Genomic DNA, 14,422 nt, shown 5'->3' with positions numbered 1-14,422 from the left:
GCGCTCGGAGCCGGTACGACTAACCGCGAGGGGGACCGACCGCCGGTATGCGACTCGCACGACTCTCTACGCCGGAGGGCCCGGTATCGGGACGCTACGACGACGGCACCGTCCACGCCGAGGACGGCCGCTACGAGGTCGGTGTCGACGGCGACCTCCTCCCGCCGTGTCGGCCGACCGCGCTCTACTGCGTCGGGCGCAACTACGCCGAAACGCTGGAGCAGATGGAGTACGACCGTCCCGAGGAGCCGGACTTCTTCATCAAGCCCCCCGCCGCGCTGGTCGCCCCCGGCGAGCCGATCCCCTCCCCCGAGTTCACGGACGAACTCACCTACGCGGGCGAACTCGCCGCGGTGATCGACGAGCGCTGTCGGAACCTCGCGCCCGAGGAGGTTCCCGGAGCCGTCCGGGGCTATACGATCCTGAACGACGTCGACGCCCTGGATCAGCAGGGACGAACCGCCCGGAAGGCCTTCGACGGCTCCGCGCCGCTTGGCCCCTGGATCGAAACCGACCTCGATCCCCGCGCCATCGAGATGTGGACCGACGTCGCCGGCGAACGCCGCCAGGAGGCCTCGACCGAGCTGATGTTGTTCGACCCCTACGAGGTCGTTTCCTACCTCTCCGAGCGCTTTACGTTCCGGCCGGGCGACGTCGTCGCCTTCGGCAGCCCCGCGAACCCGGGACTGCTCGAGCCGGGAGACACCGTCGAGATTACCTACGAGGGCGTCGGAACGCTCGAGAACGCGGTCGAAGAGCCCGGCGAGCGGCGGCCGTAGCTCGTCTGAATCGCTACTCGAGGTCGAACCGGTCTGCGGTCATCACCTTGTGCCACGCGTCGACGAAGTCCTCGACGAACTCCTCCTCGCCGTCCTCGGAGGCGTAGACGTCCGCGATGGCGCGAAGCCGGGCGTTCGACCCGAAGACGAGATCCGCGCGGGTGCCCGTCCACTCGACCTCGCCCGTCTCGCGGTCGCGCAGTTCGAAGACCTCCCCTGCGTCCGCGGGCTCCTCCCGGTCCATGACGTCCTCGGAGTCGTCGGTCTCGATCCCCTCCCACTCGTAGTCCATGTCGAGGACGGTCTCGAAGAAGTCGTTGGTCAGCGCCCCCGGCCGGTCGGTGAAGACGCCGAGTCCCGTGTCGTCGTAGGTCGCGCCCATCGCGCGCATCCCGCCGACCAGCGCCGTCATCTCGCTGGCCGTCAGATCCAGCAGGTCGGCTCTGTCCACCAGCAACTCCTCCTGGGACCGGTCGTTGTCGTCGCCGAGGTAGTTACGGAAGCCGTCGGCTTCCGGCTCGAGGACCTCGAAGGAGTCGACGTCGGTCTGTTCCTGGCTGGCGTCGGTCCGTCCCGGTTCGAAGGGGACCTCGACGTCGTAGCCGGTCTCCGCCGCGGCCTGCTCGACGGCCACGTTGCCGCCGAGCACGATCAGGTCCGCCAGCGAGACGCGCACGTCGTCGGATCGCGAGCCATTGAACTCCTCTTTGATCCCCCGAAGGGTGTCGAGTACGGTCGCCAGTTGCTCGGGCTCGTTTGCCTCCCAGTCGCGCTGGGGACGAAGCCGGATCCGGGCGCCGTTTGCCCCGCCGCGCTTGTCGCTGTCGCGGTAGGTCGAGGCCGCCGCCCAGGCGGTTTTCGCGAGCTGGGAGGTCGAGAGCTCCGACTCGAGGAGCGCGTCCTCGAGTTCGGCGACCTCCTCCTCGCCGACGAGATCGTAGTCGGCGTCGGGGATCGGGTCCTGCCAGAGCATCTCCTCGTCGGGGACCTCCGGGCCGACGAGCCGCGAGGGCGGGCCCATGTCGCGGTGGATCAGCTTGTACCACGCCTTCGCGAACGCGTCCTGGAACTCTCGGGGGTCGTCCTGGAAGCGCTCGACGATCTCGCGGTAGTCGGGATCGCGCTTCAGGGCGACGTCGGTCGTCAGCATCATCACGTCCTCCTTCTCGGCGGGATCCTCGGTGCCCGGCGCGGCCCCATCGAGGGAGTCGTCGACCGTCGTCCACTGCCAGGCGCCACCGGGGCCCTTCTCGGGTTCCCACTCGTGGTCGAGCAGGTTGTCGAGGTAGCTCGTGTCCCACATCGTCGGCGTGGTGTTCCAGGGCCCCTCGATCCCGCTCGTGATCGCGTCGCTGCCCTTCCCGGAGCCGTGCTCGCTCTCCCAGCCAAGCCCCTGCTGGTCGATGGGCGCGGCCTCGGGCTCGGGACCGACGTGCTCGTCGGGGTCGTCGGCGCCGTGGACCTTCCCGAACGTGTGGCCGCCGGCGATCAGCGCGACCGTCTCCTCGTCGTTCATCGCCATCTTGCCGAACGATTCGCGGATGTTCGTCGCCGACGCCTCCGGGTCGGGCTCGCCGTCCGGGCCCTCGGGGTTGACGTAGATCAGTCCCATCACCGTGGCTGCGAGGTTCCCCTCGAGTTCGCCCTCCTCTTCGAAGCGCTCGGAGGCCTCCCACTCGTCCTCGGGCCCCCAGTCGACGGCCTCGTCGGGCTCGAAGGCGTCCTCGCGGCCGCCGCCGAAGCCGAACGTCTCGAAGCCCATCGACTCGAGGGCGACGTTCCCGGTCAGGACGATCAGGTCCGCCCACGAGAGCTTCCTGCCGTACTTCTGCTTGACGGGCCAGAGCAGCCGCCGGGCCTTGTCGAGGTTGGCGTTGTCCGGCCAGCTGTTGAGCGGTGCAAAGCGCTGGGTGCCCCCGCCGGCGCCGCCGCGGCCGTCGGTGGTCCGGTAGGTGCCCGCGCTGTGCCAGGCCATCCGAATCATCAGGGGTCCGTAGTGGCCGTAGTCCGCGGGCCACCACTCCTGGGAGGTCGTCAGCACGTCCTCGATGTCGGCTTTGACCTCCTCGAGGTCGAGTTTCTCGAACTCCTCGGCGTAGTCGAACTCCTCCCCTCTCGGGCCCGCCTGGCGGGCGTTCTGGTCCAGGATCTCCAGGTTCAACCGGTTCGGCCACCAGTCTCGGTTGGATCGGCTCATCGATCGGTGGTTGTCGCTCTCCCCTGTTAAGATTGTCTAATCCAGTAAGGAAATCCCTGTCACGACCTAACTGCCCTTTTCGATAGGTGAAGTTTTATTCCCCGTTCGCACACCCGATCGAGGACAGATCGCGCCCACCGTCCCCGAACGCAGTCGTGAGCCGGCCCGTCCCACCGCCGACCGGATGCCAAAGACACTTGGCTTTCGCCCCCCTCGATCGAGCCGTGAGCGCCGAGCGCCCCCGAATCGAGGTCTACCCCGGTCGGGAGGCCGTCGTCGAGTTCGACCCCGACCTCACCTTCGAGTGTGTCGACGACTGCACCTGGTGTTGTCACCACGGCGTCTTGCTCTACGACCGGGACCTGCTCGAACTCGCCGCGCGGGCGAACCTCGCGGAGACGACCACCGACTTTCGCGGCGAGAAGTTCGTCGCTCGCGAGGACAAAGGGAGAGAAGAACACGTCGACGACGACGGGAACGCGTGTGCCTTTCTCCGCGAGGACGGCCTCTGTTCGCTTCACGCGGAAGAAGACTGGAAGCCCGCCCGGTGTTCGGTGTTCCCGCTGGGCGTCTGGCGCGAGTCGGGCGACCTCCACGTCGGAATTCGGGACTCGGCCCACGACCACTGCGAGGGCCTGGGCGTCAGCGAGCGCCGGGTGATCGACGAACTCGACGCCTTCCTCCCCGAACTGCTCTGGGAGATTCCAAATCCCGACAGCGACCGGGAACTGTAGCGGGCGGGTCTCGCGGCGCGAGGGCTCGCGGGCTCGAAAAAGTCCGAAAAGAGGTCCCGAGTTACTCCTCGGCGTCGAGTTCGACGTCGCCCTCGCCCTCTAGCTCCTCGACGATCTCGTCGGCATCGACGTCGGCGTCCTCCAGGGCCTCCTCGATGTCCTCCTCGCCGCCCATTCCGCCCATGCCACCCATACCGCCCATCATGCCGCCCATGCCCATCCCGCCGGAGCCGTCGATGACGTCCTGGACGATGACGCGATCGACGCCGACGTTCTCCATGACGTCCTGGGCGATCTGCTGTTTGGAGAACATCCACTGCTGGTTCATCGTCAACTCGGGAGTGGACTCGACGTAGAGGGTCTCCTTTTCGACCGTCTGGGTCTCGGTCTCGGGTTCGCTCTCCTCACCCTCGTCTTCGTCCTCGTCATCACTCTCGACTTCCACTTCTTCCTCGACCTCGTCTACCTCGATGTGGACCTCGGGGCTGACGTCGACGTACATCTCGAAGAGGCCGGCTGCCTGCTGGGATCGGTCGTCGACCTCCGAGAGCACCTCGTACTCGTACTCGACGTCCTCGCCCGCAAGCGGGTGGTTGAAGTCGACGCGGGCGCGCCCGCCGACGACGGTCGTGATGTTGCCGTGCTGGCCGTCGATCTGGACGTGGGCGCCGGGATAGCGGTCGTCCTCGTCGATCTTCTCGGCGCTGATCGTCTCGACGTCGTCGGGGTCGTACGCGCCGAAGGCGTCCTCGGCGTCGATCGTCACGGTGCCGGTGTCGCCGGCCTCGGCGCCGACGACGGCCTCCTCGACGTCCTCGAAGATGTGGCCCTCGCCGAGGATGATCGTCCGGGGTTTGAACTCGTGGTCCTGGTCGGCGACGCCCTCTTCCTCTGCGACCTCGATGTCGGTCGTGTCGACGAGCTGGCCGTCCTCGACGGTGCGGGCGGTGTACGCGATCTCGACGAAGTCGCCCTCGGCGAGTCCGTCCTCGCTTTCGGCATCGGTCTCGGATTCCTCGACCTCGTCGGCGGCCTCATCGGCCTGTGCGTCGGTCTCGGCCTCGTCGTCCTCGGTCATACCCAAACGTCCCCCCGTCGCCATTTAAGGACGACGTTTTGGGCCGGCGGTAACCGACCGATTCTTCCCCTCGCCGTCGGACTCCCCCGTATGTACGAGGTCGAACTGAAGGTTCCCGCCCACCTCGAGGCCGTCCGGGCCCGTCTCGAGGAGCGCGACGCCGCCTTCCGCGGGCGGGTCGTCCAGGAGGACACCTACTACGACGCCCCACACCGATCCTTTCCCGAGACCGACGAGGCCCTCCGGGTGCGCCGGGAGTCCGCCGACGGCGGCGACGAGAGCCGGCTGACCTACAAGGGCCCCCTCGTCGAGACGGAGTCGAAGACCCGCACGGAGATCGAGACCGCGATCGAGAGCGGCGAGGCAGTCGACGCGATCCTCACCTCCCTCGGGTTCGAGCCGGCCGCCACCGTGCGAAAGGAGCGCGAGCGAGTCAGGGTCCGCGAGTACACCGTCACTCTGGATCGCGTCGAGGGCGTCGGCGAGTTCGTCGAGGTCGAGACCGAGGCCGAGGAAGGCGAGATCGAACCCGCCCGCGAGGGCGCAGTCGCGGTCCTCGACGAACTCGGGCTCGACGCCGACGATCAGATCCGAACCTCCTATCTGGAACTGTTGCTCGAGGAGTGAGGTCGGGCGGTGATCGTAGCATCACGACCCGTCGGAGAGCCGAGCGAGCCGGCGATCCATCTCGCCTTCGACCCACGCCGCGAGTTCGTCGGCCGGCTCCTCGCGGTACGCTACGTATTTCTCGAAGAATCCGGAGACCCCCAGAAAGCGAACGGCATCGTAGATCGGACGGCGTCGCTCGTACCCCGACGGGAGCCCGCCGGCCTCGGCCCGGTACCCCTCGTGGAGCGCCTCGACGAGCCTGTCGGGGCCGCACCCGCGGAGCGGGGCGATCTGCTGGTCGCAGGCGCGGTGGAGTTCCCTCGCCGGGTCGCCGACGTGGGCGATCTCCCAGTCGAGGAAGCCGACGCCCCGCTCGTCGCAAAAACAGTTCGGGCGAGCCGGGTCGCCGTGAACCAGGGTGGCGGGCGCCCCCTCCAGCAGGTCCCGGTCGGCCTCGACGGCCTCGATCACCCGGTCGAAGTGGCGATCGAAGCGGTCGGCGGGTACGAGCGATCGCATCGCCTCGATCCGTTCGACGAGGACCGTCGTCCACGGTCCGGTTTCGACATCGAGTCCCTCGGGACCGCTGCCGGTCACGTGACCGTGGTCGTCGAACCGGACCCGGTGAAGGCGCGCCAGCGCCCGTCCGACCGCTCGAGCGAGCGCCGCCCGTTCCGCCGGATTCGCCTCCATCCACCGCTTCTCGAGCGATCGGCCGGGGACGGGTTCCGTCACGAGGTACGGAGTCTCACGATCGACGTCGCTCGCCACCACGCGCGGTACCGCCACCGCATCGGTCGCCGAGACGAACGCGATCACGGCCCGCTCGCGGGTGATTCGGGTCCCGTCCCCGTCGATGGCGAGTTTCAGATAGATCCTCTCGCCGTCGGCGAACTCGACGCCGACCGTCCGGTTCGCGTCGTTCCAGGAGGGGCCCGTCGAGGCGACCGTCTCGACCGTCCGGTCGGGAAAGGTGTTCTCGAGAGCCGCCGCGACGCGGTCGTCCATGGACCGACGACGGAGATCGTCGCCAATGAGCGTTCCCCACGTGTGGGGCGTGGTGACGGGAGGCGTCCGCGACTGTCCCACAGTTATAATCCACGTCGAAATCATCTTCGCAAGTTATAGAACGGCCGGCGGCGAAGGCGAGACAATGACCGAACGGAACGTCCGCGTCGAGGCGATCGATCGACGCGCAGTCGAGGATCAGGAGGTAGAGATCGTCGAGCGAAAGGGGCTGGGACACCCCGACTCGATCTGTGACGGGATCGCCGAGAGCGTCGCGAGCGCGCTCGCCCAGGCGTATTTAGACCGAGTGGGCCACGTACTCCACTTCAACACCGACGAGACCCAACTCGTCGCCGGCGAGGCCGAACCCGCCTTCGGCGGCGGCGAGGTCGTCGATCCGATCTACCTGCTGATCGTCGGCCGGGCGACGAAACGATACGAGGGGACGACGATCCCGACCGAGCGAATCGCTCTCGAGGCCGCCCGGGAGTACCTTGCCGAGACGATCCCCCAACTCGAGTTCGGGACGGACATCATCGTCGACGTCAAACTCGGCGCGGGCAGCGGCGACCTCCAGGACGTCTTCGGTGAGGACAGCGAAGAGGCAGGCTCCTCGGACAGTTCGAGCGGGCAGAGCCCGCGAGAGGAGGTGACGGCGCCGATGGCCAACGACACGAGCTTCGGCGTCGGCCACGCTCCCCTCTCGGAGACCGAACGGATCGTCCTCGAGGCCGAACGCCATCTCAACGGCGCCTACGCCGAGGAGAACCCCGAGATCGGCTCGGACGTGAAGATCATGGGCAAACGCGAGGAGGATGCGATCGACGTCACCGTCGCGGCGGCGATGGTGGACGAACACGTCGCCGACATGGACGACTATCGCGAGGCCGTCGAATCCGTCCGCGCGGAAGTCGAGGAGTTGGCGGGCGAGTACACGGATCGGGAGGTCTCGGTCTACGTCAACACCGCCGACGACTACGACGAGGGTTCGATCTATCTCACCGTCACCGGCACGTCCGCCGAACAGGGCGACGACGGTTCGGTCGGCCGCGGGAACCGTGCAAACGGCCTCATCACGCCCAACCGGTCGATGAGCATGGAGGCCACGAGCGGGAAGAACCCGGTCAACCACATCGGGAAGATCTACAACCTTCTGAGCACCGAGATCGCGGAGGCGGTCGTCGCCGACGTCTCGGGTATCCGCGACCTCCGGGTTCGGCTCCTCAGCCAGATCGGCCGGCCGATCGACGAGCCCCACGTCGCCGACGTCCACGTCGTCACCGAGGAAGGCGTCACGGTCGAGGACGTACGCGGCGAGATCGAGGCGATCGTGAACGACCAGCTCGCCGACGTCACCTCGATCACCCGCCGCGTGATCGACGGCGAGCTCTCGACGTTCTAGAAGTCGACTGCAGAATTTGCTCACTTCAGGTGCGAGTATATCACTTGTCTGACTGCGCGTATCGGTCGTACAGCCACCACGGAACATCGAGTACTATGGCCAGTGCGACTACTACTCCAAGTCCCACAAGTAACCCATCAGTAAGTCGAGTTGCGAGGAAGACTGCAGTAACGCTCACAGCAACCCTCACCACTCGGTTCAGATTCCAATCGAAAAAGGCAGACCGAAGCGCGGACATACTATTCAGTCAGACGGAAGGAATTATAATTGTTCTGTAAATCGAAGCTCTGACGGGAGTAAACCGGTACGTACACGCACTGTACCAAGCACGAGATTCCAGTCCAAATGGGTCGAAAATAATCCACAACGGCCCATGACTCCCTAGAAGTCGGTCACCCGCGACTGGATCCGGCCGTCCTCGACTCGCTTCTCGCTCGCGAGCGCGTCGGCCAGCTCTCCTCGTGGAACGTCGTCGCTTCGCTGGAGGTAGGCGAGTTCGGAAAGCGACAGCGTCTCGCCGTCCTCGAGCCGACGGAGCAGCTCCTCGCCCGACAGCGCGTGGAACGTTCGCTCGAACTCGACCGAGACCGCACGGTCGCGGTCGGCCTCCGCCAGCGCGACCCCCTCCCGGAGCACCTCCTCGACGTCGGCGTCGGAGTCCTCGATGCCCCGATAGAGAAAGGCCATCGCCGCGACGAGCGCGTCGAACGCCTCGGGACCGTCGAGTTCCTCGAGACGCTTCTCGAAGACAAGGCCCCGGTCGCGTTCGGGGAGGTGTTCGATCAGGAGTTCGAAGTCCCGGAGCGACTCGAAGACCCGCTCACGGATCCGCTCGCGAGTGTTCCGCTCGGACTGGACGCTCCCCGGTTCGTACTCGCCCCGGAGGTACGCGCGGTCGGACGGGGTCAGGATCCCGCGAGATCGATCGTTGGTAGACATAACCCGTTTCAGGTTACGATATCTGATTGAGTCATATATAGATAACTGATATCGGATTATCCCCCTCGAACACCCAAGCATATCGACATAACGATTATACGGTCCGGGCGAGTACGTCGTTCCGGGATCCGAGACGCGATCGGCCGGTTTCCCTGCCAGGATCGCCCGGCCGATCGAAACGCGGAGGCGGCTGCCCCCACCGTCGGGTGGAACCCCGCACGGATAGCCGTTGCTCCGTCGGTCGAGGGTCCCGCCATCATGACCACGACCGACACCCGACCGACGCGAACGGAACAGTACGACGACGAACCTCCGGTCGAACTCGTCTGCTCGGCCGACACGCTCTCGACGACCCTCGAGGCCGTCGGGAGCGTCGTCTCCGAGTGCCGGCTCCGCCTCGCTCCCGACGGACTGGGGATCTCGGCGATCGGTCCGGCGACCGTCGCCGCGGCGAGCGTCGAACTCGAACCCGCTGCCTTCGACACCTACCGGAGCGACGGCCGGACCCTCGGGATCGATCTCTCCCGGATCGACGACGCGCTCTCGGTCGCTCCTCGCGGGCCAATCCGGCTGTGGCTCGATCCCGACGGCCGGCTCCGGCTCGCGGCCGAGGGACTCGAGTACGCCATCGGCCTCCTCGATCCCGACTCGATCCGGGAGCCGCCCGACCTCGAAGCGTTCTCGATGGACGGGGCGGCGGTCCACACGGAGGGCGAGACGGTCGGCTCGGCGATCCGGGCCGCGGGAACGCTCGCCGACCACCTCACGCTGGGGGTCACGGACGACCCCGCGCTCGTCGCCGCGGCCGACGGCGACACCGACGAGATGTCCCTGACCGTCCCCGAGTCCGATCTCGAGGGGCTCGAGCGGCCCCCGACCGAACCGTCGAGATCGACGTTCTCGCTGTCGTATCTGGAGGCCATCCATCGAGTGCTCCCCGACGAGGCGGTCCGGCTCCGACTGGGCGATGACGAGCCTCTCGAACTGGCGTTCGATCTGGCCGACGGTGCGGGTCGGGCCCGGCTGGTGGTCTGTCCCCGGATCCGGAGGGGATAGTTAGTAAAAGAGTTCGACGACGGTCAGCGTCTCGAAGGGGTAAGACTCGTCGGCGCGGGCGACAGCGCTGAAGCCGGCCTCGCCCGCTCGCTCGACGACCTCCGAGACGCCGGCGAGGCTGCTCACGAGCAGGAGGACCCGCCCGTCGGAGGTGAGCACACGCCCGACGCGTTCGAGAAACGCCTCGATCACCTCCCGGCCCGACTCACCCCCCGAGAGCGCCCGCTCCATCCAGTCGTCCCACTCGTTATCGGGGTCCGTCGGGAGGTACGGCGGGTTGAAGACGACGGCGTCGAACGCGCCGTCTGCGAAGGGAGAGACGAGATCCGCCCGAACGGCCTCGACACCCCGCTCGCGCGCGCTCACACAGGCATGGGGGTTGACGTCCGAGGCGATCACCCGGGCACCGGTCTCCTCGGCCATCCGCTCGGCGACGTACCCCGAGCCAGTGCCGACCTCGAGGACTCGCCGTGCGTCCGCAAGCCGGGAGACGGCGACGCTCGCGAGCAGCCGGGAGTCCTCGGCGGGCTCGTAGACGTCGGTCTCGAGCCCGCGGCGGTCGGCGAGGTCCCCCATTTACCCGTCTCCCCTCCCGACGTCGTCGGCCAGGGCCGCGAGGTCGGCGAAGTCGGTCGGCGCGAGCGCGCCGGCGCGTTTCGAGAGGAGGGTCTCGTCGGCCGCCGCGACGACCGCATCGGGGTCGTCGAGCCCGGAGATGTGTGCGGTGTTCCGGATCGCGTTCCGGATCGTCTTCCGGCGCTGGGTGAAGATCGCTTTGACGAACCGGAGGAAAAAGTCCTCGTCGCCGACCTCGTAGTCGGGTTCTCGGGCGGTGGTCCTGACCACGGCGCTCTCGACGGCCGGCGGCGGCGAAAACGCCTCCTTCGGGACGGTTTCGACGACCTCGCAGTTGGCGTAGTGTTGTGCGGAGACGGAGAGCCGGCCGTACTCCGGGGTCCCCGGCTCGGCGACCATCCGGTCGGCGAACTCGCGCTGGAACATCAGGACCAGGGGGCGCTTTTCGGGGAGCAGGCGAAAGGCGATCTCGCTCGAGACGCCGTAGGGGAGGTTCGAGACCGACGCGGAGAACTCGGGGAGGTCGGCGTCGAGAGCGTCGCCCTCCACGACCGACAGTCGGCCCGCGTCGATCTCCGCCGCGAACTCCTCGCGGAGGAAGGACGCGAGGCCGGGGTCGCGCTCGACGGCCGTCACCCGCTCTCCGGCGGCGAGCAGACGATCGGTGAGCGCGCCGGTGCCGGCGCCGATCTCGAGGAGGTGGTCCGTGTGGGGTCCGTTCTCGGCCCCGTGGACCGACTCGAGGTAGCCCGGAAGCCGATCGAGGACCCGGTCGTCGATCAGGAAGTGCTGGTCGCGATCGGGGTTCCCGCGGACGCCGGCCCGCGCGATGAGGGCGTCAGGGTCCCGCCGTGGCTCGCTCATCGCCCTGGGTTGGCGGTCGCCGGCTGTAAACGCACCGTCTCGCGCCCGCTCGTCGCTGGCGCGCCCCGTGGAGGATCGTCCCTTTCATGGGTCCCCCCTTCGATTCACCCCGTATGATCGAGTCGGGCGTCGGGACGACCGCGAACGCGTGGCCGCAGGGATGAGCCTCGCGACGCCGGTCGGCGACCCGATCGCGATCTTCTTTCTCGCGATCGTCGCCTTCCTGGTCGCGCCCGCCGTCCTCGACTACGCTCGCCTTCCGGGGATCGTCGGGATCATCCTCGCCGGTGCCGTCGTCGGCCCCAACGGGCTCGCGATCCTCGAGCGCGGGGAGACCGTCGTCCTGCTCGGCGAGGTCGGCCTGCTCTACTTGCTCTTTCTCGCCGGCCTCGAGATCGACGTCGCCCGGTTCGTCGAGAGCCGCTCGCGGAGCGTCGCCTTCGGCCTGCTCTCCTTTCTGGTTCCCCAGGCCGTCGGCACCGTCGCGGGCGTCGCCCTCTTCGGCATGAGCCTCCCCGGAGCCGCGCTGTTCGCCTCGATCTTCGCCTCCCACACCCTGCTCGCCTACCCCGTCGCCTCGCGGCTCGGGCTCGCCGACCGCGAGAGCGTCGTCGCGACGATCGGTGGCACCGTCGTCACCGACACGATCGCGCTCCTTCTGCTGGCGGTCGTCGTCGCGGCCGACGCCGGGACCCTGGGGTGGGCGTTCTGGCTCCGGTTGGGGGTCGGCGTCGCGGGCTTCTTCGCCGTCGTCTGGCTCGCCGTTCCCCGGCTGAGCCGCGCCTTCTTCGCTCGCGGCGGGCGCGAGGGGACAAGCGACTACCTCTTCGTGCTCGCGGTCGTCTTCGGCTCGGCGCTGCTCGCGGAGGTCGTCGGGATCGAGCCGATCGTCGGCGCCTTCCTCGGCGGGCTGGCGATCAACCGCCAGATCCCCCACCGCGGGCCGCTGATGAACCGCATCGAGTTCGTCGGCAACGCGCTGTTCATCCCCTTCTTCCTGCTCTCGATCGGAATGCTCGTCGACGTCCGCGTGCTCGTCGCCGGCAGCGAGACGCTCCTGCTTGCGGCGTTCCTGATCGTCGCGACCCTCGCGACCAAGTGGGCCGCCGCCTGGATCGCCGGCGCGGCCTTCGGCTACTCGTCGGCCGAGCGGATGACGATGTTCGGGCTCTCGCTCGGCCAGGCCGCCGCGGCGCTCGCGATCGTCCTCGTCGGCGTCCGGATCGAACTGTTCGACGACACCGTCCTCAACGCCACCGTCCTGTTGATTCTCGCGATGAGCGTCGTCAGCCCCACGGTGGTCGACCGGTACGGCCGCGAGATGGCCGGCGAGGGCGGGCCGGCCGGCGATCGCACCCCCACGGCCGGCGACCGGCTCCTGCTCGCGCTCTCGCCGTCGGCCGACCACGCCGAGGGGCTGGTCGAACTCGCGCTTTCCCTCCGGGACCCGGGTGGCACGCTCTCGGCGCTCACGGTGGTCCCGCCGGGCCGGTCGGTCGAACGAAACGTCGAGGCCGCAAGCGAGGCCCTCGAGGACGTCGCCGACCACGCCGCGGCCGCGGACGCCCCGATGGGCACCCGAACGCGAGTCGATCACGGCGTCCCGGCCGGCCTCGAGCGCGCGGCCGTCGAGGACCGGGCGTCGGCGATCCTGGTGGGCTGGGACGGGCGAGCCGGAAGGCGACGGACGATCGGGCGGACGGTCGATCGCCTGCTCGCCGGCAGCGACCGGCAGGTGGTCGTCGCGCGCGTCCGCGAGCCGATCGCGGCGACCGCGGCGGTTACGGTCGTCCTCCCGGCCGGTATCGAGGGGGAGTGGGGCTTTCCGGCTGCCGCCCGGAGCGCAAAACGGATCGCCGCGGCGGCGAACGCGCCGGTCTCGGTTCTCCTCGTCGGCGGCGAGTCGGGCCGTGAGTCCTTCGAGCGAGTCGATCCCGAACTCCCGGCCGCCTTCGAGCGCGTCGGCTGGGACGACCTCCCGGAGGCCCTCGGCGAGGACGGCGAGCGGACGACCGTCCTCCTCTCGCCGCGACCGGGCGCGCCCGGCTGGAGTTCCGAACTCGAGGCGCTTCCCGCGACGATCGCCACCAGGTCGGGCAACCTCGCGGTCGTCTACCCCGCCCGCCGCGAGCGCGACGACCGGCGCTTCTTCGAGCTGCGCTGAGACGGTCGGAGACCGCCGACCCCTCGAACGCGACTCGCCGGTACGTTCGAGGGGGAGTGGCGTTCCCCCATCGTATGACCGTAGCCGATAAACCGCCGCCGTCCCAACCCCTCACTATGCAGGCGCTCGTCATCGCGGCCCACGGCTCGCACTTGAATCCCGGCGCCGCTCGGCCGACCTACGCCCACGCCGACACCGTCCGTGACACCGGTGCCTTCGACGAGGTCCGGGAGGCGTTCTGGAAGGAAGAGCCCCACTTCCGGGAGGTGATCCGAACCCTCGAGAGCGACGAGGTGTACGTCGTCCCCCTCTTTATCAGCGAGGGCTACTTCACCGAGCAGGTGATCCCCCGGGAGCTTCGCCTCTCCGAGTGGGACCCCGACCGCTGGGACTCCGAGGGGACGGACGCCGACTGGGCGACCCTCGAGGCGGAGGGGAAGACGATCCACTACTGTGGCCCCGTCGGGACCCACGACGCGATGACCGACGTGATCGTCCGGCGCGCGGAGTCGGTGACCGACGACCCCGACGTCGGGAAGGGGGTCGGCCTCGCGGTCGTCGGCCACGGCACCGAACGAAACGAGAACAGCGCGAAGGCCGTCGAGTACCACGCAGATCGCATCCGCAATCGGGGACGGTTCGACGAGGTCGAGGCGCTGTTCATGGACGAGGAACCCGAAGTCGACGACGTCACCGACTATTTCGAGAGCGACGACGTGGTCGTCGTCCCCCTCTTCGTCGCCGACGGCTACCACACCCAGGAGGACATCCCCGAGGACATGGGGCTGACCGAGGACTACCGCGAGGGGTGGGAGGTGCCCGCGGAAGTGGAGGAGCACCGGATCTGGTACGCCGGCGCCGTCGGCACCGAGGCGCTGATGGCCGAGGTGATCCTCGAGCGGGCGGCCGACGCGGGTGCGGACATCGAGAACGCCATCGACCGCGTGAAACGGGCGACCGCCGAGATGGCGGACGCCGACGACCGGGGTTCGCGGGCGGAGGCGGGTGACTGAGCC

General features: G+C 68.4%; 14 protein-coding genes. 7 read left to right on the top strand and 7 right to left on the bottom strand.

What is annotated here, in order from left to right:
- The first annotated feature begins 47 nt into the window (after positions 1-47).
- Complete coding sequence (locus LCF40_RS04195) at positions 48-779, top strand: fumarylacetoacetate hydrolase family protein (protein ID WP_224827479.1); 732 nt, start codon at positions 48-50, stop codon at positions 777-779.
- A 13-nt stretch (positions 780-792) separates the two neighbouring features.
- On the opposite strand, the gene katG is transcribed toward LCF40_RS04195, so the two are convergent.
- On the bottom strand, positions 793-2,976 hold the full coding sequence (katG, locus tag LCF40_RS04190; RefSeq protein ID WP_224827478.1) for a catalase/peroxidase HPI: 2,184 nt from the start codon (positions 2,974-2,976) through the stop codon (positions 793-795).
- Between the two features lie 224 nt (positions 2,977-3,200).
- Between katG and LCF40_RS04185 the strand changes: the two genes are divergently transcribed.
- The gene (locus LCF40_RS04185; protein ID WP_224827477.1) at positions 3,201-3,710 is read left to right on the top strand and encodes a YkgJ family cysteine cluster protein; all 510 of its coding nucleotides are present in this window, start codon (positions 3,201-3,203) and stop codon (positions 3,708-3,710) included.
- A 61-nt stretch (positions 3,711-3,771) separates the two neighbouring features.
- Here LCF40_RS04185 and LCF40_RS04180 read toward each other — a convergent pair whose 3' ends face one another.
- On the bottom strand, positions 3,772-4,788 hold the full coding sequence (locus tag LCF40_RS04180) for an FKBP-type peptidyl-prolyl cis-trans isomerase (RefSeq protein WP_224827476.1): 1,017 nt from the start codon (positions 4,786-4,788) through the stop codon (positions 3,772-3,774).
- A 90-nt stretch (positions 4,789-4,878) separates the two neighbouring features.
- Here LCF40_RS04180 and cyaB point away from each other — a divergent pair, with 90 nt between their 5' ends.
- Positions 4,879-5,415, top strand: coding sequence for a class IV adenylate cyclase (cyaB, locus tag LCF40_RS04175; protein WP_114575546.1), 537 nt, complete (start codon positions 4,879-4,881; stop codon positions 5,413-5,415).
- A 21-nt stretch (positions 5,416-5,436) separates the two neighbouring features.
- Here the strand turns inward: cyaB and LCF40_RS04170 are convergent, their stop codons facing one another.
- Positions 5,437-6,405, bottom strand: a complete 969-nt coding sequence (locus LCF40_RS04170; RefSeq protein WP_224827475.1) for a phosphotransferase family protein — start codon at positions 6,403-6,405, stop codon at positions 5,437-5,439.
- A gap of 145 nt (positions 6,406-6,550) precedes the next feature.
- Between LCF40_RS04170 and LCF40_RS04165 the strand changes: the two genes are divergently transcribed.
- Positions 6,551-7,807, top strand: a complete 1,257-nt coding sequence (locus LCF40_RS04165) for a methionine adenosyltransferase (protein ID WP_224827579.1) — start codon at positions 6,551-6,553, stop codon at positions 7,805-7,807.
- Between the two features lie 40 nt (positions 7,808-7,847).
- On the opposite strand, the gene LCF40_RS04160 is transcribed toward LCF40_RS04165, so the two are convergent.
- Both LCF40_RS04160 and LCF40_RS04155 read right to left on the bottom strand, forming a co-directional pair.
- Positions 7,848-8,045 carry a hypothetical protein gene (locus tag LCF40_RS04160; RefSeq protein ID WP_224827474.1) on the bottom strand — a complete coding sequence of 66 codons (198 nt, stop codon included), beginning with the start codon at positions 8,043-8,045 and terminating at the stop codon, positions 7,848-7,850.
- 143 nt (positions 8,046-8,188) lie between these two features.
- Positions 8,189-8,746: a DUF8102 family protein gene (locus LCF40_RS04155; protein ID WP_224827473.1), complete on the bottom strand. Its 558-nt coding sequence runs from the start codon at positions 8,744-8,746 to the stop codon at positions 8,189-8,191.
- 258 nt (positions 8,747-9,004) lie between these two features.
- Here LCF40_RS04155 and LCF40_RS04150 point away from each other — a divergent pair, with 258 nt between their 5' ends.
- On the top strand, positions 9,005-9,802 hold the full coding sequence (locus LCF40_RS04150) for a beta clamp domain-containing protein (RefSeq protein WP_224827472.1): 798 nt from the start codon (positions 9,005-9,007) through the stop codon (positions 9,800-9,802).
- On the opposite strand, the gene LCF40_RS04145 is transcribed toward LCF40_RS04150, so the two are convergent.
- Both LCF40_RS04145 and LCF40_RS04140 read right to left on the bottom strand, forming a co-directional pair.
- Positions 9,803-10,378, bottom strand: a complete 576-nt coding sequence (locus LCF40_RS04145; RefSeq protein ID WP_114575552.1) for a HemK2/MTQ2 family protein methyltransferase — start codon at positions 10,376-10,378, stop codon at positions 9,803-9,805.
- On the bottom strand, positions 10,379-11,242 hold the full coding sequence (locus LCF40_RS04140; RefSeq protein WP_224827471.1) for a 16S ribosomal RNA methyltransferase A: 864 nt from the start codon (positions 11,240-11,242) through the stop codon (positions 10,379-10,381).
- Positions 11,243-11,402: 160 nt separating this feature from the next.
- Here LCF40_RS04140 and LCF40_RS04135 point away from each other — a divergent pair, with 160 nt between their 5' ends.
- Together LCF40_RS04135 and LCF40_RS04130 are read left to right on the top strand one after the other, a co-directional pair.
- Positions 11,403-13,406, top strand: a complete 2,004-nt coding sequence (locus tag LCF40_RS04135) for a cation:proton antiporter (protein ID WP_224827470.1) — start codon at positions 11,403-11,405, stop codon at positions 13,404-13,406.
- A gap of 116 nt (positions 13,407-13,522) precedes the next feature.
- Positions 13,523-14,419 (top strand): CbiX/SirB N-terminal domain-containing protein, encoded by an 897-nt coding sequence (locus LCF40_RS04130; RefSeq protein ID WP_224827469.1) that lies wholly within the window; start codon positions 13,523-13,525, stop codon positions 14,417-14,419.
- Positions 14,420-14,422 lie beyond the last annotated feature (3 nt).

It is taken from the genome of Saliphagus infecundisoli, assembly GCF_020177375.1.
GTDB lineage: Archaea > Halobacteriota > Halobacteria > Halobacteriales > Natrialbaceae > Saliphagus > Saliphagus infecundisoli.
This window is presented reverse-complemented; position numbering and strand designations above follow the sequence as displayed.

What these genes read in the sequence shown, in the direction of transcription:
- LCF40_RS04195 (WP_224827479.1), top strand. Translation starts at nt 48, where the DNA reads ATGCGACTCGCACGACTCTCTACGCCGGAGGGCCCGGTATCGGGACGC.
- katG (WP_224827478.1), bottom strand. Translation starts at nt 2,976, where the DNA reads ATGAGCCGATCCAACCGAGACTGGTGGCCGAACCGGTTGAACCTGGAG.
- LCF40_RS04180 (WP_224827476.1), bottom strand. Translation starts at nt 4,788, where the DNA reads ATGACCGAGGACGACGAGGCCGAGACCGACGCACAGGCCGATGAGGCC.
- cyaB (WP_114575546.1), top strand. Translation starts at nt 4,879, where the DNA reads ATGTACGAGGTCGAACTGAAGGTTCCCGCCCACCTCGAGGCCGTCCGG.
- LCF40_RS04170 (WP_224827475.1), bottom strand. Translation starts at nt 6,405, where the DNA reads ATGGACGACCGCGTCGCGGCGGCTCTCGAGAACACCTTTCCCGACCGG.
- LCF40_RS04165 (WP_224827579.1), top strand. Translation starts at nt 6,551, where the DNA reads ATGACCGAACGGAACGTCCGCGTCGAGGCGATCGATCGACGCGCAGTC.
- LCF40_RS04160 (WP_224827474.1), bottom strand. Translation starts at nt 8,045, where the DNA reads ATGTCCGCGCTTCGGTCTGCCTTTTTCGATTGGAATCTGAACCGAGTG.
- LCF40_RS04155 (WP_224827473.1), bottom strand. Translation starts at nt 8,746, where the DNA reads ATGTCTACCAACGATCGATCTCGCGGGATCCTGACCCCGTCCGACCGC.
- LCF40_RS04150 (WP_224827472.1), top strand. Translation starts at nt 9,005, where the DNA reads ATGACCACGACCGACACCCGACCGACGCGAACGGAACAGTACGACGAC.
- LCF40_RS04145 (WP_114575552.1), bottom strand. Translation starts at nt 10,378, where the DNA reads ATGGGGGACCTCGCCGACCGCCGCGGGCTCGAGACCGACGTCTACGAG.
- LCF40_RS04140 (WP_224827471.1), bottom strand. Translation starts at nt 11,242, where the DNA reads ATGAGCGAGCCACGGCGGGACCCTGACGCCCTCATCGCGCGGGCCGGC.
- LCF40_RS04135 (WP_224827470.1), top strand. Translation starts at nt 11,403, where the DNA reads ATGAGCCTCGCGACGCCGGTCGGCGACCCGATCGCGATCTTCTTTCTC.
- LCF40_RS04130 (WP_224827469.1), top strand. Translation starts at nt 13,523, where the DNA reads ATGCAGGCGCTCGTCATCGCGGCCCACGGCTCGCACTTGAATCCCGGC.